General features: G+C 58.6%; 18 protein-coding genes and 1 pseudogene. 9 read left to right on the top strand and 10 right to left on the bottom strand.

The window, feature by feature from the left end; all coding sequences use genetic code 11:
* The first annotated feature begins 22 nt into the window (after positions 1–22).
* Both HMPREF3149_RS07080 and HMPREF3149_RS07075 read left to right on the top strand, forming a co-directional pair.
* Positions 23–2101, top strand: a complete 2079-nt coding sequence (locus tag HMPREF3149_RS07080) for an acyl-CoA dehydrogenase family protein (protein ID WP_070537261.1) — start codon at positions 23–25, stop codon at positions 2099–2101.
* Between the two features lie 92 nt (positions 2102–2193).
* Complete coding sequence (locus HMPREF3149_RS07075; protein ID WP_070537260.1) at positions 2194–2829, top strand: DUF6891 domain-containing protein; 636 nt, start codon at positions 2194–2196, stop codon at positions 2827–2829.
* 112 nt (positions 2830–2941) lie between these two features.
* Here HMPREF3149_RS07075 and HMPREF3149_RS07070 read toward each other — a convergent pair whose 3' ends face one another.
* The gene (locus HMPREF3149_RS07070) at positions 2942–3958 is read right to left on the bottom strand and encodes a TDT family transporter (RefSeq protein ID WP_070537259.1); all 1017 of its coding nucleotides are present in this window, start codon (positions 3956–3958) and stop codon (positions 2942–2944) included.
* A gap of 79 nt (positions 3959–4037) precedes the next feature.
* Between HMPREF3149_RS07070 and HMPREF3149_RS13010 the strand changes: the two genes are divergently transcribed.
* Both HMPREF3149_RS13010 and HMPREF3149_RS13370 read left to right on the top strand, forming a co-directional pair.
* Entirely contained in the window at positions 4038–5033 is a 996-nt protein-coding gene (locus HMPREF3149_RS13010; RefSeq protein WP_083280805.1) for a LysR family transcriptional regulator, read from the top strand.
* Complete coding sequence (locus HMPREF3149_RS13370) at positions 4949–5572, top strand: DUF6891 domain-containing protein (protein ID WP_070537258.1); 624 nt, start codon at positions 4949–4951, stop codon at positions 5570–5572. The genes HMPREF3149_RS13010 and HMPREF3149_RS13370 overlap by 85 nt, the downstream gene beginning before the upstream one ends.
* A gap of 29 nt (positions 5573–5601) precedes the next feature.
* Here HMPREF3149_RS13370 and HMPREF3149_RS07055 read toward each other — a convergent pair whose 3' ends face one another.
* Positions 5602–6255 carry a PAQR family membrane homeostasis protein TrhA gene (locus HMPREF3149_RS07055; RefSeq protein ID WP_042533436.1) on the bottom strand — a complete coding sequence of 218 codons (654 nt, stop codon included), beginning with the start codon at positions 6253–6255 and terminating at the stop codon, positions 5602–5604.
* Between the two features lie 291 nt (positions 6256–6546).
* On the opposite strand from HMPREF3149_RS07055, the gene HMPREF3149_RS07050 reads away from it, so the two are divergent.
* Positions 6547–7584: an alpha/beta hydrolase gene (locus tag HMPREF3149_RS07050; protein ID WP_070537257.1), complete on the top strand. Its 1038-nt coding sequence runs from the start codon at positions 6547–6549 to the stop codon at positions 7582–7584.
* 297 nt (positions 7585–7881) lie between these two features.
* A pseudogene (locus tag HMPREF3149_RS13000) lies at positions 7882–8433 on the top strand (Abi family protein); the annotation flags it as partial.
* A gap of 15 nt (positions 8434–8448) precedes the next feature.
* Here HMPREF3149_RS13000 and HMPREF3149_RS13900 read toward each other — a convergent pair.
* From HMPREF3149_RS13900 to HMPREF3149_RS07045, 3 genes are all read right to left on the bottom strand, one after another.
* A complete protein-coding gene (locus HMPREF3149_RS13900) occupies positions 8449–8643 on the bottom strand; it encodes a hypothetical protein (protein WP_141741472.1) in 195 nt (64 codons plus the stop codon).
* A gap of 617 nt (positions 8644–9260) precedes the next feature.
* Positions 9261–9374, bottom strand: a complete 114-nt coding sequence (locus tag HMPREF3149_RS13895) for a recombinase family protein (protein ID WP_246819963.1) — start codon at positions 9372–9374, stop codon at positions 9261–9263.
* Positions 9375–9682: 308 nt separating this feature from the next.
* The gene (locus HMPREF3149_RS07045) at positions 9683–10234 is read right to left on the bottom strand and encodes a hypothetical protein (protein ID WP_070537273.1); all 552 of its coding nucleotides are present in this window, start codon (positions 10232–10234) and stop codon (positions 9683–9685) included.
* A 173-nt stretch (positions 10235–10407) separates the two neighbouring features.
* Here HMPREF3149_RS07045 and HMPREF3149_RS07040 point away from each other — a divergent pair, with 173 nt between their 5' ends.
* Positions 10408–10701, top strand: a complete 294-nt coding sequence (locus HMPREF3149_RS07040; RefSeq protein ID WP_070537256.1) for a hypothetical protein — start codon at positions 10408–10410, stop codon at positions 10699–10701.
* A gap of 35 nt (positions 10702–10736) precedes the next feature.
* On the opposite strand, the gene HMPREF3149_RS13890 is transcribed toward HMPREF3149_RS07040, so the two are convergent.
* The 5 genes from HMPREF3149_RS13890 to purS all read right to left on the bottom strand — a co-directional run bounded on the left by HMPREF3149_RS13890 (position 10737) and on the right by purS (position 15362).
* The gene (locus HMPREF3149_RS13890) at positions 10737–11006 is read right to left on the bottom strand and encodes a response regulator transcription factor (RefSeq protein ID WP_246819962.1); all 270 of its coding nucleotides are present in this window, start codon (positions 11004–11006) and stop codon (positions 10737–10739) included.
* Positions 10957–11424: a response regulator gene (locus tag HMPREF3149_RS07035; protein WP_246819961.1), complete on the bottom strand. Its 468-nt coding sequence runs from the start codon at positions 11422–11424 to the stop codon at positions 10957–10959. The genes HMPREF3149_RS13890 and HMPREF3149_RS07035 overlap by 50 nt, the downstream gene beginning before the upstream one ends.
* Before the next feature lie 713 nt (positions 11425–12137).
* The gene (purL, locus tag HMPREF3149_RS07030) at positions 12138–14429 is read right to left on the bottom strand and encodes a phosphoribosylformylglycinamidine synthase subunit PurL (RefSeq protein WP_070537255.1); all 2292 of its coding nucleotides are present in this window, start codon (positions 14427–14429) and stop codon (positions 12138–12140) included.
* Between the two features lie 34 nt (positions 14430–14463).
* Positions 14464–15132: a phosphoribosylformylglycinamidine synthase subunit PurQ gene (purQ, locus tag HMPREF3149_RS07025; RefSeq protein ID WP_042532233.1), complete on the bottom strand. Its 669-nt coding sequence runs from the start codon at positions 15130–15132 to the stop codon at positions 14464–14466.
* Positions 15132–15362 carry a phosphoribosylformylglycinamidine synthase subunit PurS gene (gene purS, locus HMPREF3149_RS07020; RefSeq protein WP_039676532.1) on the bottom strand — a complete coding sequence of 77 codons (231 nt, stop codon included), beginning with the start codon at positions 15360–15362 and terminating at the stop codon, positions 15132–15134. Before purS ends, purQ begins: the two co-directional genes overlap by 1 nt.
* Positions 15363–15590: 228 nt before the next feature.
* Here purS and HMPREF3149_RS07015 point away from each other — a divergent pair, with 228 nt between their 5' ends.
* Complete coding sequence (locus HMPREF3149_RS07015; RefSeq protein ID WP_141741471.1) at positions 15591–18911, top strand: ExeM/NucH family extracellular endonuclease; 3321 nt, start codon at positions 15591–15593, stop codon at positions 18909–18911.
* Positions 18912–19448: 537 nt separating this feature from the next.
* The gene (locus HMPREF3149_RS07010) at positions 19449–19865 is read left to right on the top strand and encodes a hypothetical protein (protein WP_070537254.1); all 417 of its coding nucleotides are present in this window, start codon (positions 19449–19451) and stop codon (positions 19863–19865) included.
* The last annotated feature ends 656 nt before the right edge of the window (positions 19866–20521 follow it).

Genomic DNA, 20521 nt, shown 5'->3' with positions numbered 1-20521 from the left:
TTCAGAAAGGAAATCCCTCACCATGCCAATGACCAGGTCCTCCGACAAGAAGTCCAACGCCGATCTCAACAAGAACGCCTCCAACGACGCCCCGAAGGCAGAGGCCCGCAGCCCGCGCCGCCTGCCGTCCACGCCGAAGCCGGCTGTGGCCACGGAGCTGGGCGCGCTTCTCGACGGCCCCCACGCCGCCTTCCGCGATGAACTGCGTACCTTCCTCAACGACCCGGAGCTTTTCCCGAAGTCTCACCTGCCCATGGCGGAGCAGCGTGAGCACACCTTCAACAACCTGGCCAAGGTGCGCGACTTCGGCGGCTTCAAGCACGGCCTGCGCCGCGACAACGGTGGTTCCGGTAAGCCGAACCTCTCCACCTTCACTCTCGAGGGTCTGGCGTGGGTCGATGGCTCCCTCGCCATCAAGTCTGGCGTGCAGTGGGGTCTGTGGGGCGGCGCCCTAGACCAGCTCGGCACCGAGCGCCATATCGAGTGGGTTCAGAAGGCCGCCAACTTGGAGCTACCTGGTTGCTTCGCCATGACCGAGCGCGGCCACGGCTCCGACGTGCAGTCGTTGGAAACCACCGCTACCTACGACCCTGAGACCCAGGAATTCGTCGTGCATACCCCGTCCGACACCGCCGTGAAGAACTACATCGGTAATGCCGCCAAGGATGGCCGCGCTGCTGTCGTCTTCACCCAGCTCATCACCCCGGAGAGCGACGGCCGCTCCCACGGCGTTCACGCCATCATCGTGCCCATTCGCGATGAAGAAGGCAATGAACTGCCGGGTGTGACCTTGGGCGACCATGGTCACAAGGGCGGCCTGGTGGGCGTCGACAATGGCACCCTTCGCTTCGACCACGTCCGCGTGCCGCGCGAGAACCTGCTCAACCGCTTCGCGGACGTTGATGAGGACGGTAAGTACACCTCCCCCATCGAATCCAAGAACGCTCGCTTCTTCACCATGCTCGGCACCCTCATTCGCGGCCGTATTGGCGTGTCTGGTGCCGCTGGTGCTGCCACCGAGGCCTCCCTCGACATCGCGGTTCGCTATGCCAACCGCCGCCGCCAGTTCGAAGGCGCAACCGGCGCCGAGAAGCGCCTCATCGAGCACCGCCAGCACCGCCGCCGCCTGCTCATCCCGCTGGCCCGCACCTACGCACTGCACCTGCTCTACAACCAGATTCTGGAGCGCTACCAGGAGCAGAACGACCAGCACGAGGCTGGTACCTGGTCCGTCACGGAGCCGACCGAGGAGCAGAAGTTCGCCTCCCGCGAGATGGAATCCCTCGCGGCCGCCATCAAGTCCGCACAGACCCAGCACGCGACCCGCACCATCCAGGAGTGCCGTGAGGCATGCGGTGGTGCTGGCTACATGTCGGAGAACCGTCTGACCACCTACCGCGCCGACTCGGATGTCTTCGCCACCTTCGAAGGTGACAACACCGTCCTCATCCAGATGGTGGGCAAGAACCTCCTCACCGCCTACGGCCGTGAGATGAATGACATGAGCCCGTGGGACACCGTGAAGTACGCGGCGACGACCGCCACCGATGTGGTCAAACGCCGCTACGGCTTCACCACCCGCCTACAGGGCTTGGTCGACCGCGTGAATCCGTCCGAGGCCTCGCTCTTCGATGCCACGTACCAGGCCAAGCTTATCGACGACCGCGCCCAGTCCGTCCTCTTCTCCCTCGTGCGCCGCATCCAGCCGGCCCGCAAGGCAGACAAGGTGCAGGCAGCCGCGATTGTGGACCAGTGCCAGGACCACCTCATTGCCGCCGGCTGGGCCCGCGTCGACACCTTGCTCGTGCAAGCAATGATTGAGGCTGAGGAGCGTCTCGAGGAGGGCTCAATGGCCCGCCAGGTCTTCGAGCAGCTGCGTCACCTCTTCGTCTTCGACACCATCGTGCAGCACGCCGGCTGGTACCAGGAGCACAACCTCATCCCGGCCGGCCGCATCAAGGCTGCCCGCGCCGCCATCAACGACCTCGTTGATTCGCTGGCGCCGTGGTCCGTCGTGTTGGTCGACGCCTTCGGCGTTCCGGCTGAGGCCCACAACATCCCGATGCTTAACGAGGCCGGTGTGGATCCGCTCCACAAGTAAGCCACTACCGCATTTCTCGGAAGACACCCCGCAGGCGGGGTGTCTTCCCTGTTTTCGGACAGTACCTTTTAGAGTTGTTTACTCTCTGAGCTATGACCACACAGCATCCAATGTTCTCCAGTTCGTTTCCGCCCTCCGATGATCTCTTGGTCTCCGGCACTCTGCGCAACGACATCTCGCTGCATTTGTGTCACGGCCACTCACGCCGGGACATTCACAACGACTTCTTCGAACTGCTCGATTCCCCAGACGAGTGGGAGATGGTGCGCAAGGACCCGTTCCCCGAAGACTTCGATGCCATCATCGACGAGGTAGCCGCTGAGTACGCACAGAAAGTTACAGAAAAGTCTGCTGACGCACAGCGCCTCGAGAACCTCCGGGATGAACTCCAGCAACGCGACCTGGTCTTCAGCTTTGACGAGGGCTGGGATGCCTCCGAAGGAGCCGAGTACGGTGCTGAAAAGGCGGAAGAAGATGATGCCGCGGGCTATGTTTATTGCCACATGCAGGACGTCGACCGGTTGATTCATACCGGTGACCTCCTGTTCGGCTTTGGCACCATGAAAACCGATGCCGAACTCAGCACGGCCGAGGCCGTGGGTGAGCGGCTCGTCGAAGCACTACGTGCCAGTGGTTTTGACCCTGAGTGGGACGGCAACCCCAACGCGCGTGTCCTGTGCCAAGGTCTCGTTGTCGAATTCCCCCTCGCGGACGACCTCACCGACTAGGCGCCCCAAATGGTCAGCCCCTCATTCGGCTAGCCCGCGACAACCATCCAGATGGCTACCATGTGCTCGCAGGGCTGACATCTTCCAGTGCGCCGCCTCAGTGTTTATTGCCTTAACTGGATGAACTGCGAGCCCTCCCCCAAGTTATTGCGACAGCACCGAAAGTCGCCCAAGCGATGTGCACAAGAAGAAGAATAAGCAGGGCGGCGCTGACAGTATCTAACCATTCCACATTCCACGACAGCATAGTGCCCTGCGTAGACAAGGCATGAGTACCGAGGCAACACGTGCCTACAGGAAAAGTACTGGCCCACCACGAAGGGTTGTAGGACATTGGAGTGCTGCCCAAGACTGCCCCCCAGTGTTTGGTGACGGCATAGACAGCTAACGGGACACCGAGGCTGAGCATCGCGGCGCCGTAGACCGCAGCTCGAAGATGCCATTGATCTCCGTCGAGCAATTTGTCACCAGCGAGTAGCTGCGCGCCTGCGGTGGACTGGCCAACCAGGCCGAGTGGGATCCAAGCAGTGGCGGCGAAGCTGGTGGGAAGCTTGGGAAAAGTGCGCAGGTAGACGAAGACAAACGTGGGTATCGCGGTAGTCCATGCCAGCACAAAGCAGGCCACACCGATACCGTGGACTACCGAAGCCCACTCGCCAGCATGTGGTGTCAATTGCGCTGAGCACGTAGCGGCCACCATGGGTGCTACGAGGGGCAATCCCCAGGTGAATGCCGGCCCAGAGGGGCGTGTGACGATAAGGAAATGGAGAAATCGAAGGCAGGTAACGACGCCAAGGACTGTTCCTACTCCCCAGCACAGCGCATGGATTGTCCAAGCAGTGAAAACACCGGAGTATGCGCTCCCCAAGGCGAGGATGCCCATTGAAGCCATACCCCACGATGGCATTACAGTGGAGTGAAATCCAGGAACGCGGTTTCTCAAGAAGCCGATCAGGAGCGCTAGGGCTAGAGAGGTTGCAATCCCAAGCATGAATGCGGCGGGCAGCCTACCCACAACTGGCGTCAGATGAATGTTGATAAGGGTCGATGAGATCGATAGACCCATGAGTGAGCCAGCCCAGGCAGGGCCTAGAGGTGGGAGATCTATCTCATCTTGAATTTTTAACATGGGTTTCAGGCTAGGTACTGCCGCGACGAAGCGGGAGAGCGCACAAACCGAACGGGGTTACAATAAATGAATGTACCCCATGCGAAATAACGATAGTGATGAATTTTTTCCAGTTCGACGCGGCTACGTTCCCGACGCTCTAACAGTTGATGCGGTGCTTGCCGTTGTTCGGTATGGGGGTATGAATAAGGCCGCTCATCACTTGGGAGTCTCCCAACAAGTGGTAAGTACGCGTATTTCGAAACTTGAAATGCGATTAGGTCAACGCATTTTTTGGCGCGGAGCGGCGGGTAGCTTCACCACAGAGGCGGGGAGCCGGATCGTTCGCGTGCTCGAAGGTCTGCACGGTGCCCTAGACGAATGCGCGAGGGGTCTCGAAATTGCTGTAGGAGGAAGTCCCACCGAGGAAGTCAAACTGGTGGTTTCTCATACGATCGCCGAAGTGGACTATCCTCGCTGGGCTGCGGCCTATCAGCGTGCTTACCCGCATACCCATTTGCACATGCGTCAGCTCAACAGCCGGGAGGCGCAGAATCATGTTGTTCAAGGACATGCGGAACTAGCCATTGTTGAAGGCAACTGGGTAGCGCACGAGCTGCATCAGCGTGTAGTCGGGCACGATGAGTTGGTGGTGGTTGTCCCCGCAGCGCATCGCTGGGCTGACACGAAAAATCCCCGTCAACCAAGCGGTACTGAAGTTTCCACATCGGCTCCTGAAATAGCGGCGGTGACTAAAGAGGAGTTGCAATCTACGCCTCTGGTTTTGCGTGAGCATGGAAGTGGTACGCGCGAAGTTGTAGCCGATGTTCTGGGGATGCTCGCCTCGCCTGCGGGAGAGTTTGGTTCTCTGGGTGCGCAACGTACTGCCATAGGTGCTTTAGGAGCTCCTGGAATAATTGCGCGACGTGCGGTGGCGTCCCAGCTGGAGACGGGTGAGTATGTCGAAGTACCGGTGGCTGGTATTAGTTTTGACCGTCCGCTACGAGTCGTGTGGAGCTCGCAGAACCGACTTTCCGATCCTGCTCATCAGTTCCTGCGCTTTCTCGTGGACTACGCGGATGCGGGGAGGGCATAGCCCAGAGAACCCGCAGTCAGGCCAGGGGACGTGAAAACGACTTCTTTGAAGTCCTCGATGACCCGTCCGAGTGGAAAGCCAACCACGCGGAACCTTATCCAGAGGATTTCGACGGCATCATCGACGAAGTCGCCGCAGAATACCGCCGCCTCGTCACAGAAAAGTCGGAAGATGCTAAGCGCCTTGATGCCCTACACGACGAGCTCGCTCAGCGCGACATATCCTTCACATTCAACGAAGCATGGGATATGTCAGACGGAGCCTGGGTAGGCTCCGAGCTCGCTGAGGAAGAAGGCCACAGCGGTTATGTCTACTGCCACCGCCAGGACATCAGCCGGGCTATCTACAACGGCGAACTATACTTCGGTTTCTCCGCCATGGAAAAAAGCGAAGAGGCAACAATCAAAGTCGGCGAGCAACTCGTCGACGCCCTGCGCGCCGTAGGCTTTGCCCCCGAATGGAACGGCTCGACGAAAGCGCGCATTCTATGCCACGACGTCGCCCTCGAATTCCCCCTCGCGGACGACCTCACCGACTAGGCGCCCCAAATGGTCAGCCCCTCATTCGGCTAGCCCGCAACAACCATCCAAATGGCTACCATGTGCACCACCGCCGCGGCAATCGTCGCGGTGTGGAAATGCTCGTGGTAGCCATACCACCGCGCATTGCGCCCCGGCCACTTGAAGCCGTACACCAAGGCTCCCAGTGAATAGACCACCCCACCGGCAAAGAGCAGCCACACCACGGCTGGCCCGGCGGATTCCCACAGGTTCGGCAGCAGCGGCAAAATAAGCCAGCCCAGCACGAGATACACCACCACATCCAGCCAGCGTGGGTGGTTAATCCACACCAGATTCAGGACAACCCCCATGATGGCTCCCACCCACGCCGCACTCAGCATCCACAGCGCCTGCGTGGGGTCCAGAACAATGGCACACAAAGGCGTGTAAGTCGCCGCGATGAACACCGAAATCGTCGCGTGATCTGCCCGCCGCCACCATTGCACCGCGCGCATGGATACCCACGGCCAGCGGTGATACAGCGCCGAGACCCCGAAGAGCCCCACCACGCCGACGCCGTACACCGTTACCGCAAGGCCCTGCCACCACGGAAGCGTCATCCACGCAAAGGTAATAAGGACCGTCGACGCAATGAGCGAAAGGATAGCCGCAAAGAAGTGCCCCCAGCCGCGCGTGAGGGGGCGCGGTCCGCGGTCTGCCATCCAGTACGAGCGCTGGATGCGGTGCTCGATCGTATCGCCGCCGCGCGCAGCGCCACCTTCAGCCGGAAAATCGTGCGGGGAAGATGTGTGAGCAATGGGTGCGTTCATAGTGAGGGGCCTTGCCTTGCCTGAGATGCGGGTCATGCGCATAACGCATTCACCTCCAAAACTTACGTGCCCGTAACTATACGGGTGAGGAACACTCCAGACAAGACTAAAAGCAAAGTTACCGCCGTATTTTCTACCGATTGCCACAGATCGAGAGCCCTGGCCACATACACTACGCACAGTATGTTTTCCTATTTCTCACACTCGCGCCGCACCACGGCTTTGCTCGCAGCCGCCATGGTGGCGCTGGGGGCGACGTCGGCAAGCATCGGCCCTGCCTCCGCACAGTCCAGCACGATCGGTGAGGCTTCCTCGCGCGTGACCAACCCGCAACCCTGGCTTGGCAACAAGCCTTTCATCACCTCAAAGCGCCACGTGCACGGCAACCACTGGGTGGTGGACGTGTGGTCCCCGGCCAACCGTGCGGTGATTTCCAATAACGTCCTCCTCCCCGCAGGCGATAAGCCCCGGCCTTCCTTCTATCTGCTGCCCGGAGTGGAGGGCGGCCAGGCGGGCATGAATTGGATGACCCACTCCGATATCGGCAGGTGGGCTGTGGGCAAAAACGTCAACGTGGTGATGCCACTCGGCGGCGCCTACTCCCTCTACACCGATTGGAACGCCGACGATCCCATCCTGGGCATCAACAAGTGGAACACCTACATGACCACTGAGTTGCCGCCGCTTATCGACGCCGAATTCCACGGCACCGGCCGCGATGCCATCGGCGGCATTTCTTCCACCGCTGGTGCCGCACTCGACATCGCCGGCCATGCCCCGCAGCGCTACAAGGCCGCTGCCTCCTATTCCGGCTGCCCGGTGCGCTCCGGCGCGATTGGTTTCCCCACCTCCACCGCGATGATTGCCTACGGCGGCGGCTCCTCCCTCAACGCGTGGGGTCTGCCAGGCTCCCCGCAATGGCTGGACCACGACCCCAATGCTAACCCCGCTCGCCTGCGCGGCGTTGAAGTCTTCGTAGGCTCCGCCTCCGGAACGCCGGGCCCCATCGATGGCACCACCAACCCCGCCCAGTGGCTCGGGCCCCACGCGGTAGAGATGGTGGCCAACCAGTGTTCGGAGGAATTTACACGCAACGCCCGCAAAGCCGGAGTGCGCGTGAACCGCTACTTCAGCCCCTACGGTTCACACACCTTCAACCTTTTCTCCCACCAGATGAAGCTGAGCTGGGATCAGACTATTGCCCGCGCTATCGGCGCCTAAGTTTTGACTGGTTGTCGCTTCACTGCAGACGCAAGCCCCCTTCATCACCACGACCACGGAATATACCCACTGTAGGTTTTGATTCCACTAACCCTCAGCTAAACAACTAGATCTTGAAAGTTCATGTTTGCCCGAAAAAAGGGATTGACGCATGTCAAGATTCTGCGGTAAAATTTTGGTTAATAGTTCAGCCCGCCCGGTTCCCTTCGGAAACACGGAGTGGGCTGGATCTCTATTTGCGCAGTGTCGCCAACACTGTCGCCGTGGCAACACATCCCACCTCTAGATTGGCTTTTCATGTCTTCTACGCTCAAGCCAGCAGCGACCATTGGCGAACACATTGATGGTACTGACTTTGCCGACGTCGTCTCCTTATATGAAGCCGATCGGAAACTCCGTACCCTGATTCATGATGGTATGGAGCGAATCGAGGTTGCGATGCGCACCAAGATAATCGAGTTGCTGTGTGCTCGACACCCGGGTGATCCTACCTTCTACCTCAAATCAGACGACTTTCGGCCAAACTTTGACCACGTGTCGTGGCTGAGTACAGCGTACGGTCGGCTTGCGAGAGCAAAGAAGAGCGACGCCGTGAAGCACTACATTGATGAATACGGTGGACAGTATCCCATGTGGGTTGTGGCTGAAGTGCTCGACTTTTCGGACATTTCAAAGCTCTATGCAGGATTAGGATCCAACGATCAACGTTCGATTTCGGAAGCGCTCGATATCAAAATCAACTTCTCTAGTTTGAATAGGAATCAGAAGCAAAGACTTACGAAGAAACATCCGCTGGCGAGTTGGCTCGAGCAGCTAACTGTCATTCGGAATACATGTGCCCACCATGGAAGGCTGTGGAATCGTTCATGTGTTCATGGAGCCAATCATTACGCCGAGGAAGGTGAGGAAGTACCAGATGATTACCCAAGCGATTATGGACCTAACGCTCTGATGATTCCTGCTACCAGTCCTGCGCGTCGTATCTGGGCGATCACGAACGTCAGAATCAGCCCCCATGGCCCACAACAGCGACACCGATTTCGGCGCACAAAACGTCAGATCGAAACCCGGACCCCTTTATCTCCAAGAGCTTTTCCAAGCCGTTCGCCGCTCGGAGCAACCGCCTTATTGAACCAATCATCAACCGCTTTCACTGACGCAATCGCACCGTTATTGGTGCTCAAAAACGCCGAAACCACGGACAGTTTTTCACCCTGAAGCAGGCTGCTTTCCATCCTCGGAATAATACGAATCAGCCCCGGTTCTCATCAACCGTGGACTGGTAGTAGGCCACAGAATGCGCACCCATCTTCGCGATAGTCAGCACGCCGCCACCTCCTCAACAACACCACGGCGACGACCTGGACACACCCACCAAGGCACTTTAGTGCAAATGTACCAAAGGATTCTGTTGGAGCGTCGAGAAACGACGCTGTGGGGGCTGGTTTTGGCGGACGGTGATCGCGGGGCGGGGTTGTGTAGCGTCGAACCAGGGGCCGACAGCGGCGTCGGCAACGAAGCATCAAGGGGCAAGGAAGGCGAAGCCTTTCGCACCAGACCATTTACAGCGCGACGCCGCAACTCGAAGAAAAAGAGCCGAGAACTCCCAGCATCAGGTCGGAACGTGGGTCGCTGCCCTCCGCGCTAAAGGTCAGTAACTCTTTTACAAAGCGCACTCATGCTCCACGCTCGACAATCTCGTCCACGATTCGACGCAGAACAGTCAGCGAACGCGCCAGCCGGTCGATGCTGGCTACAACTAGCAGATCGCCAGGCCGGAGGTAGGCCACACGGCCTCTAGCCCGGAGCGGTCGCCAGACTGTTAGCGACTACCTCGAAGAATACGTCCACAACAATAAAGGTTTACAGCTATACAGCCTCTGTAAACCTTTATTACTGTGAGTGATTGAGCGGTGGTCGTCATTATTTGGGGAACGCAGGCAGGATGCTACCGTTCTAAACGGTCCACAACCCCCACTTCCAATCAGGAGTAGGGAGTACGTGACTTCCCCGTTGGCGCACACTTAAGCCTGCACGCCTGTTAGGCGAGGGAAAAGTCTTACAACGTTAGGTGATGCAAACAGTACGAGTCCCTATCTTACCCGTATTTTGCTTCGCAGGCCTGCTTTGCAGCCAGCAAAGCAGCACCTGTGATAGTTCCGCCGACGGCAGCAGCAACAGCTGATGGCGGGAACGTTGCTGCCGCGATCCCCCATACCGCTGTATTCCCGAAGGCAAGCCACTCGAGAGTATTGCACCTCCAGTTCAAGGGCTGAACCTGACCCGGTGATGTGTTAGCCGCCAGCATTTCGTTGTAGACAGAATCAAGATTGACCTTATTTACGTACCTGCCGTTATAGTAGGCCGTAAGGTCATTACTAGTCTTATCTAGAACGCTAGTGAACACGTCGCCCGTGTCTAGTGTGGTAGTCTCTGTGAGAATATCCCCCTCTTCTTCAACAGTTCGGCTGACAACTGCGGCTGGGGTTACTCCGTCTACGGATTCCTCCAATGATTTTTGATTCTCAGCCGTCGATGTTGCCACTGATGCCGATTGATGTGTAGGAGTGGCGGATGCAGTCGCATGCGTGCCAAAACTAATGGTAGTTGCTACCACAATTGCAGTGGCAGTTTGAATAGTCTTTTTCATTGCGGCCTTTCTGATGAGGGAGCGATTCGTCTCCCTATCTAGGTTGCCGTGCATTGTTGATGGTAGCAACCAAGAATAGCCCTTTATGTCCGTTCGTATAAAGATATGAAACTTTTGTCCCCAACTTTTGGAAATTCTTGCTTCAACGCTGTGCGAAAAATAGACTGGAAACCATGGAAACTAAGAAAAGCTTCACGCTAGACCAAAGGATTAAAGCAGCGACCACTGTTTTTGCGGTAATGGCTATTGCAAACTGCGTGCTCCTTCTGGTTTTTAGGATGAGTGGTCAAGACATCGCATTCTCAACCGCTGTCGGTGTACCCATTCTTGCCGGATTGACTCTAGGGGGGTTGTTTGCCCTGACTATGAGCCAAGCTACTTTTAACGTTCAGCTCACCTTCTGGATTTTAACCAGTATCGTTTCTGCCCTAGCCTTCGCATTGGCAACACACATGATCTTCTTTTAGTCTGTCAATTCTTCTTTCAAGGCATTAAGTTGCTATCAATGATCTGTGTATACAGAACGAAATACTTTTACGACAAGTCTGAGTCTGGTTTCCACATTGAATAGCGACATTATGTGCGATAGCTGTTTCTTAATTGCTGACTCCGAGTAATTCATCGATTCGGCAATCTCTGCATTCGATTTTCCTTCACAGAGATGATGCAGTATCTCTTTCTCCCTGTTAGTTAGGGGAAGAGGAGAAGAACATTGCTCTTTCTTATTGGAGGGGGTAGGGCGTTTTGGGGTTATTGAATAGATAGCGGACAAGCCGTTTTAGGGCTGGGGGAGAGACAGTTGTTCCGCCTGCGACAGCGTCACGGATAGCATGAATAATCGCCTGGGGTTGGGCGCTTTTTATGATGTATCCAGCACCTCCTCTAGCGAGCACATCGAGCATGGCGTCGTCGGTGTCTAGGTCGGTAGTAGCTATAAAGAGTGGCGGGTTGGGGCGGTTTTGAACCTCATGGAGGAGGGTCAGCCCATCCATTTTGGGCATATTGATATCTGCCAGGACGATATCAACGTAAATTTTGTCGAGCAATGATAACGCTTCGATGCCATCACGTGCTTCCCCAGCTACTCGAATATCTTCCGTGGCTGCGAAGTATTCTCTTAATAAAGATAAGACTAGGGGGTCGTCATCGACGATTAAGGTCCAAATGAAGGCGGAAAAATCTGTTGTCATATTTTGCAGTCTAACGGGGGGAGCGTCAAAAAGTTTATGTGTGAGGCTCTGATCTGAAGGAGTTTCACCGATAATGACTACTGTGTCACCGAAGAAAGGCCGCGACTCGGGCAAGGTCAATGAGATCAGCGAGAAGCTGATGGGTAACCCCGAGCTTGCCAGAGGGTGTCGGATTCTTTGTGTGCGGGGAAGTCACCCTCCTACTTTAAGCAGGGTCAAGTCCTTTTGAAGGGCAGCCCCGCAATAGAAGCAAAAGCCTTTACATAAACCCCATGTACCTCCCGCCTCTTCCACCAGCGCGATCAGCAGTCACATTGGCATCCCCGCCCTGGAAACCAGAGGAAGCAACAGGTGCTCAGCACCCTAGACCGGACCAAAACAAGTTGCTGTTGTTGTGCTCCGGCTCCAACTGAGGTTATCCGGAACAATGGAAACCTACACATCCTTCCAGAGAATCAAAGTGAAAAGCTATTCGGTGCTTTAATAATCATGGCGCATTTGCTGCGGACCGTGTCTCCCGGAACCACGTGGCCTGAAAAAGTAGTGGCCTTGTTAAATGAGCACTTCCTCACCAATCCTCTTGTCGAAAAAGCCAGTATCGGTGTTCACGGCAACTGGGATGGAGAAACACTTTAGATGACTCAGAAAACGGAAAAAGCCCGGCCGAAGCCGGGCTGATGCAGCGTCAACGCTGCTGAGCGGAACTGTGTGTTTTACTCTACGACGGAGTTGGCACCCACCGCGTGACCAAAGAGCAGCGGCAAGGTAGCAGACCAGGCCTCGCGCAGAGCGGCGACGGCAATGGATTCTTCGCCGAGCTCCAACTCGCCGCTATCGTTGGTCTGGCCGACGACGACGGCCGGTACGCCGCACTCCTCCGCGCGGTGCAGCAAGGTGTCGACGCGGTCGGCAGTCGTAGCCACGAGCACGCGGGAGGCGGACTCGGAGAAGGCCGCCACAAAGGCGTCCTCGTGCACCTTGGATAGGTCCAGGCTCAGGCCCACGCCGCTACGCTTGGCCATCTCAAATGCGGTGACGGCAAGTCCACCTTCAGAGATGTCGTGCGCAGCAGTCAGTCCTTCATTGCCCACGAAGAAGTCCGCGAGACGCTTCTCATTGGCCAAGTCCACCTGCGGCGGCAGACCATTGAGACCGCTGTCCGTGTTCGCCTCGTCGGCGCTCACCTGCTGCCAGATGGAACCGCCAAACTCATCCTTGGTCTCACCCAAGAGGACCAGCACTTCCGGCTCCTCAACAAGGCCGAGCTCGTTGCCGATGGTCTTGTGGACGTCATCGATGACACCGAGGACGCCCACGACGGGCGTCGGCAAGATCGGCTCCTCACCGGTCTGGTTGTAGAAGGAGACGTTGCCGCCGGAGACGGGGATGCCGAGTTCCACGGCGCCATCGGCAAGGCCATGCACGGACTCACGGAACTGCCACATGACGTCCGGGTTCTCCGGGGAACCGTAGTTAAGGCAGTTGGTGATGGCGACGGGGCGGGCACCGGTCACAGCAACGTTGCGGTAGGCCTCCGCCAGCGCCAGACGCGCGCCCATATTCGGATCCAGCTTGGTGTAACGGCCAGACGCATCCGCGGAGACGGCCACGCCACGGCTGGTTTCCTCATCGATGCGCAGCACACCGGCGTTGGCGTGCTGGGCCTGCACGGTGTTGCCGCGCACATAGCGGTCATACTGATTCGTGATGAAATCACGCGAGCACAGCGCCGGGGAGGCCACGAGCTTAGTCAGCGCCTGCACGAGGCCGTGCTTCTCGACGCCCTGGAATTCCTGCAGCGCATCCTGCCACTCCGGGCGGGCGTAGGGGCGCTCGTAAACGGGGCCCTCGTTGGCGATGGTGTGGGCCGGTGCGTCGACGACGACCTCGCCCTGGTGGCGGATGATGAGGTGCTTGCCGGTGGTGACCTCACCAATCTCAGCGCAGGTAACGTCCCAGTGCGCACAGATTTCCTTGAACTTCTCCACGTTCTCCGGGGTCACCACGGCGCACATGCGCTCCTGGGACTCGGAGGCGAGGATCTCCGCGGCGGACATGTCCTTGGCGCGCAGCGGCACGTTGTCGAGGTTGATCTCCATGCCACCGTCACCGGAGGCAGCCAACTCGGACGTGGCGCAGGCCAGGCCCGCACCGCCCAAGTCTTGGATGCCGACGACGATGCCGGACTTGTACAGGTCCAGGCAGCACTCGATGAGGACCTTTTCTGCAAACGGGTCACCGACCTGCACGGCCGGCAGCTTACGCTCCGCGCCGTCTTCGAAAGTATCGGACGCCAGCACGGACACGCCGCCGATGCCGTCCAAGCCGGTACGCGAGCCGAAGAGCATGACCTTGTTGCCCGTTCCCGAAGCAAAGGCCAGTTTGAGATCCTCCACCTTCAAGGTACCCACGCACAGGGCGTTAACCAGCGGGTTTCCCGCATAGGACTCGTCGAAAACGGTTTCACCACCAATGTTGGGCAGGCCCAAGCAGTTGCCGTAGTGCGAAATACCGTCGACAACACCGGGGAGAACGCGCTTGGTATCGGGGGCATCGGCAGCGCCGAAGCGCAGCTGGTCCATCACGGCGATGGGGCGAGCACCCATGGCCATGATGTCGCGGACGATGCCGCCCACGCCAGTGGCCGCGCCTTGGTGCGGCTCCACGTACGAGGGGTGGTTGTGGCTTTCGACGCGGAAGGTCACGGCGTTGCCGTCTCCGATGTCGACCACACCTGCGTTCTCACCGATTCCGGCAAGAATCTTCGATCCCATCTCCTCGGTCATGGTTTCACCGAAGTAGCGCAGGTGCGTCTTGGAAGACTTGTAGGAGCAGTGCTCCGACCACATCACGGAGTACATGGTCAGCTCGGCGTCGGTAGGACGGCGGCCCAGAATCTCGCGGATGCGGGCGTACTCGTCGTCCTTGAGGCCCAGGTCGCGGTAGGGCTGTTCAATATCCGACTGCTGGGTAGCCTGCTCAACGGTGTCGTTGTGTACGGTCATGGTTTCTCCTTGTTCCCTTTCAGCCGCCGGCGATTTAGGCCCTGGCCAGGGTGTTGATGGCGGACACAAACAAGCCCAGACCGTCGGTGGACGGTCCGGTCAGCAGATCAATAGCGTGCTCTGGGTGCGGCATGAGGCCCACGACGTTGCCGGCCTCATTGGTGATACCCGCAATGTCATTGATGGAGCCATTGAAGTTCTCGGTGTAGCGGAAGACCACGCGGCCCTCGCCCTCGAGGCGCTCTACGGTTTCGGCATCCGCCTGGAAGCGGCCCTCACCGTGCTTGGCGGGGATAAGGATGCGCTGGTTCTTCTCGAACTCGCTGGTCCACGCGGTCTCCGCGTTCGCCACCTCGAGGTACGTGTCCACGCAGTGGAAGTGGAGGCCCTGGTTACGGGTTAAAGCGCCGGGCAGCAAACCGGCCTCAGTCAGAATCTGAAAGCCGTTGCAGATACCGAGCACCGGCATACCCTTATTTGCTGCATCGACGACCGCACGCATCACCGGAGCCAGCGCCGAAATCGCGCCGGAACGCAGGTAGTCACCGTAGGAGAAGCCGCCGGGAACCACGACGGCATCGACGCCGCGCAGATCTTCATCCGCGTGCCACAGGGACACCATCTCGGCGCCGGCGGTGCGGGCGGCGCGGGCCGCGTCTACGTCATCAAGCGTGCCCGGGAAGGTAATAACGCCGATCTTCATTACTGGATGACCTCGTAGTCCTCGATGACGGTGTTCGCCAGCAGCGTGGAAGCAACCTTCTCCAACTCCTCGGCGCTCACGGAATCATCGACCTCGATTTCAAAACGCTTGCCCTGGCGTACGTCGCTGACCCCAGCAACCCCCAGGCGCCCCAGCGCGCGAACGACGGCCTGACCCTGCGGGTCCAAAATCTCGGCCTTGGGCATGACATTGACAACTACACGAGCCATGAAAATTTTGCCTTACTGTGCGTGAGTATGGGTGCCCTGCCAGTGTATCCCCCAACCCGGACAGTTTCGGAATCTTCAGGGGGTGAACACGCACTAAACGCCTCAAGAATTCTTGAGGAATCGCATCTTAACTCCCAGCTCGCTCTCAGCTCTCCGGTATCGCACCAGCTACCCAGCGGGTAGAACGAGATGCACAATCACTCATCTCCCCGACTCAAGGATTGTCTCATGCATCTCAAGCGAATTGGCTCGCTCGCCATCGCCGCGCTGGTTTCCACCTGCGTGGTAGTCCCTCAGGCCACTGCCGCGGTGGATGGCTCCACCGCTGTCATCTCCGAGGTCTACGGTGGCGGCGGCAACAAGGGCGCCCCCTTCACCAATGACTTCATCGAGCTCTACAACCCGACTAACTCCCCTATCGACCTCACCGGCTGGTCTGTGGAGTACTTCTCTTCCAAGGGTAATTCTGGTGGAAAGACAGCTCTCTCCGGCTCCATCCCGGCCAGCGGGCACTACCTCATCCAGGAAGGTGGCGGCGGCACCGGTGAACCGCTTCCCACCCCGGATGCGGAGGGCAGCCTGAACATGTCCGGTTCCAAGGGCTCGGTCAAGCTGTACGACGCCTCCGGGGCCGAGGTTGACGTGGTGGGGTACGGCGCGGCGTCGATAAGCGAAGGCTCTACCACCCCCGCCCTGAGCAACACGACCTCCGCACAGCGCAACGCAGCCGGCACCGACACCGACGACAACTCCGCTGACTTCAGCACGGGCGCCCCAACACCGAAGTCTGCAGGCGGCGACACAACCAACCCTGAACCGCCAGCCCCAGAACCACAGCCGGACCCGGTCGAGCCGGGCGCGACCGTGACCATCCCGGAGATCCAGGGCACCGGCACGGAGTCCCCGCTCAAGGGCCAGAACGTGACCACTCAGGGCGTTGTCACCGCCGTGTGGCAGGGCGAGAAGTCCCTCAACGGTTTCACCATCCAGACCCCGGGTACGGGCGACGCCGCACCCGCAGAGGCCTCTGAGGCTGTCTTCGTCTACACCGGCGGCACCGGCTTCTACCCAAAGATTGGGGAATCCGTCGAGGTCACCGGTTCCGTCGACGAGTACTACGGCCAGACCCAGGTGGTCCTGTCCTCGGGCTCCGTCCTCGAGACTGCACTCGATCCCGTAACCCCGCTTGCCATCGATGCCCTACCCCAGGGCGATGAGGCCCGCGAGAAGCTCGAGTCCATGCTGCTCAAGCCGGGCGTGCACACAGTGACGGATAACTACGGCCTCAACCGCTACGGCGAGTTGGGCCTAGCCCCGGGCACTGAGGCACTGCGCCAGCCCACCGACAAGTTCGCGCCCGGCTCCCCGGAGATGCACGCCCTCGAGGAGTCCAACGCGGCAAAGTACGTCATTCTGGATGACGGTTCCACGCGTGACTTCACCCGCGACGGTGCCTCCACCAAGCTGCCGTACATCATGCAGAACGGCTCGGATGTGAAGACCATCCGTACCACCAACCAGGTGGAGTTCGCCGAGTCTGGCGTTATCTTGGGCTACGGGCACGACCAGTGGCGCTTCCAGCCCACCACGCTGATTACCGGTGACTCCGCCACCGGTGACCTGCCGATCACCTGGGATCCGGCACGCCCGGAAGCCCCGCAGGTGGCCGGCGATTACACCGTTGCTGCGTTTAACGTGCTGAACTTCTTCATTAACCTTGGTGAGGACAACGGTGCGAAGTCCTATAAGGACCGCTTTGGCAACGGCGTGGGTTCTGACAGCGGTACGTTCCGTGGCGCGTGGTCTGCCTCCGCATTTGAGGACCAGAAGGGCAAGATCCTCACTGCGCTGGAGGGACTCGACGCCGATGTCATCGGCCTGTCTGAGATTGAGAACGCCGCTAACACCGTGGGTGGCTCCTACGATGATGCCGTGAAGTACCTCGTGGGCGAGCTCAACTCGCGCGCAGGTTCCGAGGTGTGGGACTACGTCAAGGCCCCGGCAAACTCCGCGGCGGACACGGATGTCATCCGCACCGCGATCATCTACAAGAAGGACCGCGTCGAGCCAGTAGGTGAGGCCACCTTGCTGGAGGACGAGCGTTTCAAGGGCACCGCCCGCACCCCGCTCGCTGCCGAGTTCGTGCCGGTGCAGGACAAGTGCGCTGCTGAAGGTCCGGATTCCTTCGTTGTGGTCACCAACCATTTCAAGTCCAAGGGTTCGGTGGCTAAGGGCGACAAGGACACCGGCGATGGCCAAGGCAACAACCCCAACGTGCGCAATGCCCACGCCCAGGCTGTCCTCGATGGTTTGGCGAAGCAGCCGCAGTGGCAGGAGAAGGCCACCTTCGTCATGGGTGACCTGAACACTTACTCCAAGGAAGACGCCATCTCGATCTTCCGCAACGCGGGCTACACCATCCCGGTCGAGGAGCTCAACCCGGAGTCTGAGTGGCAGGCCGTCGCGTCCTATCAGTTCTCCGGACGCATCGGCTCCCTCGACCACATCTTGGCCAACGAGCACGTCAACGCGCAGGCTGCGCAGACCTGGAACATCAACTCCGACGAGCCGATTGCCATGGAGTACTCTCGCCGCAACTACACCGGTGGCGATGTCTTTGAGTCCGATAACCCGTACCGCTCCTCCGACCACGACCCGGTCAAGGTGGGCTTCAACCTCGGCACCGTCGAGCGCTCCGCTGACGATCTCAAGGACTGCGACCCGTCCGAAGACCCAGCGCCGACTGACGACGCCCGCGGCATCAAGTCCGTCACCATTGATGACAATGGACATCTCATCATCACCTACACCGACGGCACCACCGAGGATGCTGGCAAGGTCGTCGGCGCCGACGGCAAGGACGGTAAAGACGGTACCGACGGTAAGGATGGCGACAAGGGCCCTCAGGGCGACAAGGGCGATGCCGGCCAGGACGGTAAGGACGGTACCGATGGCGAGGACGGCGCCGACGGTAAAGACGGCCGTGGCATCAAGTCCGTGACGACCAACGACAAGGGCGAGGTGGTCGTCACCTACACCGACGGCACCTCTGAGATTCTCGGTACCCTCGCCGGCGCGAAGGGTGACCAGGGCACGCCGGGCCGCGATGGCTTCGATGGCGCACCAGGCCGCGACGGTACCGACGGCCGCGATGGCGCGAACGGTAAAGACGGCAAGGATGGCCGCGGCATTAAGTCCGTGACCACGGATGCCGACGGTAACCTCGTCATCACCTACACCGACGGCACCTCAGAAACCGTCAAGTCCGGCGAAAAGCCAGCCGCCCCGGCAGGTGGTTCCTCTGTCAGTGAGCGCTGCTTGCCGACGGTCCTCGGCCTCACCATCCCAGCAGCACTCGCCATTCCGCTGGCCTTCCTCGGCAACTTCGGCGCAAAGCTCAACATCCCAGGCCTTGAGCCAGTGAAGAAGCAGATTGGGTCGCTCACTCGCAATTTCCCGCGTGAGGCTCAGTACGCTGCCGGTGGCATTGGTCTGCTGGCTGCGCTTGGCATCATCGCCGCAGCCTGCGCACCGACCGACTCTGAATAGAGCGCCCGTCCCAGCCTTTTCTTACGCCTAAGCTGGGATTCCATTCGCTGTCGATGTGGGCGTCGTATGTGGCTGGTCGCCCGTCTGGGTGGCCGCCCACTACTTTCCGAGGCCCACCATCAGCAAGCGTTACACCACACTAAGGGACGCAACCGATCATGACTGGGGAGTTGTAAAGTTCGCAAAGCCGATTTCTTCCAGCTGGTTTGGAATTAAACCGAGCGATACTTCTTCCGCTTTCTCCGGGCAAAAGCAACTGTCACCGGATTTCCAGGAGAGAAAGGTACGAGCCTGATTCGCGACTAAGGGCAACTGTGGACAATGAGCGGAATCCTTCAGCCAGGAACCCAAACTCGACTCTGCTATAACTTAGACACCACGGGCGGACAAAGCGGTTCTCCCGTCGACACCACAAAATTACTGCTATCGGCATTCACACGCACGGCATCAGTCAGCTAGGCTTCCCTGTAAACAGTGACCTACGTATCAGCCCAAACATGCTAAATACCTTCAATGACATTAAGGAGATCCGAAACAATGCGACCACAGATCCCGGTTCCAGCTCAGGTTCAAGCTCTCATTAATAACCCCAGTAATCTTCTGGGACTCATTGGTACCGTTCTGGGCATTATTTCCCTAGTTGTTGCAATCAGTGACAACCAAGGCCTTCCTAATGATGGGCAGACCGAGCCCAGTGCGGGAAAATCAACGATTCAAGTTGTAACCTCCAGTGGTAACCCGGCAGGCGAATGTAAGCTTATTGGTCTTTCGCAGGAAAAGGTACACACGACTAATGCCAATGGCGTGTACTTCTACGCGTTGGAACCTGGTTCGCATACCATCAACGCATCTTGTTCGGGGCTTTCCAGCCTTTCCTCCACGCGAGTGCTCGAGGGTAGTCAAGAAGTAACTGTCAATGACGAGCCGGTAATAGTAGAGATTGTTGTTAAGTAGATTGGCCCTAACTTCCTTGGCTCTAAAGAGCTAAGAGAAACACGCGGGTGCCCCAGGGAAAAACTCCTGGGGCACCCGCTTTTCAATGAACCACGCCTAATTTGAGAGGGCACCGTACCGTCGTACGCGCCCGTATGAGAAGCTGGCGCATTTAATGACCTCAGCAAAACAGCATTTTCAAGCAAATGAACGCTTTTAAACCTCTGCCCCGAGAGCACCAAACGCTTATCTTCATGTGTTTTTGCGCGGGCAGTTGGGTGTTAACGCGTAAAGACCCCATCACCTTCAATGCGCATCGCGATGATCTGTTTGAAGCTAGCCACAAGAACTGGCTTTTTCAAGTAGAAGTTGACGCAACACCACCGAGTCGTGGCGTCTCCAACACCCCCATGTAGTACCGAGTACGCGCTAGACGCCGCCAATAGTGCAGCCAGACACCCGCCAGCATTACTGACAGAGCTTCCTACCACTTCCTCACTGACCCACGACGCCCGAATACTCGCTAAGTTCGTACGCACAGCACAACAAAATCTATCTCAACAGCGGCCCCACAAATAACCCAGTCGAATTTCTAGGCTTAGCCACCAGTCTCAAAGAACGGCTGGAAGGCTCGTCTCTGCTCACCTATGCCGTTTCGGCGTAGTTGGTAGGGGCAA

Origin of the sequence: Corynebacterium sp. HMSC05E07 (assembly GCF_001807225.1) — a bacterium.
Lineage (GTDB): Bacteria > Actinomycetota > Actinomycetes > Mycobacteriales > Mycobacteriaceae > Corynebacterium > Corynebacterium singulare.
The sequence above is the reverse complement of the archived record's forward strand: the minus strand, read 5'-3'. Positions and strand labels throughout refer to the sequence as shown.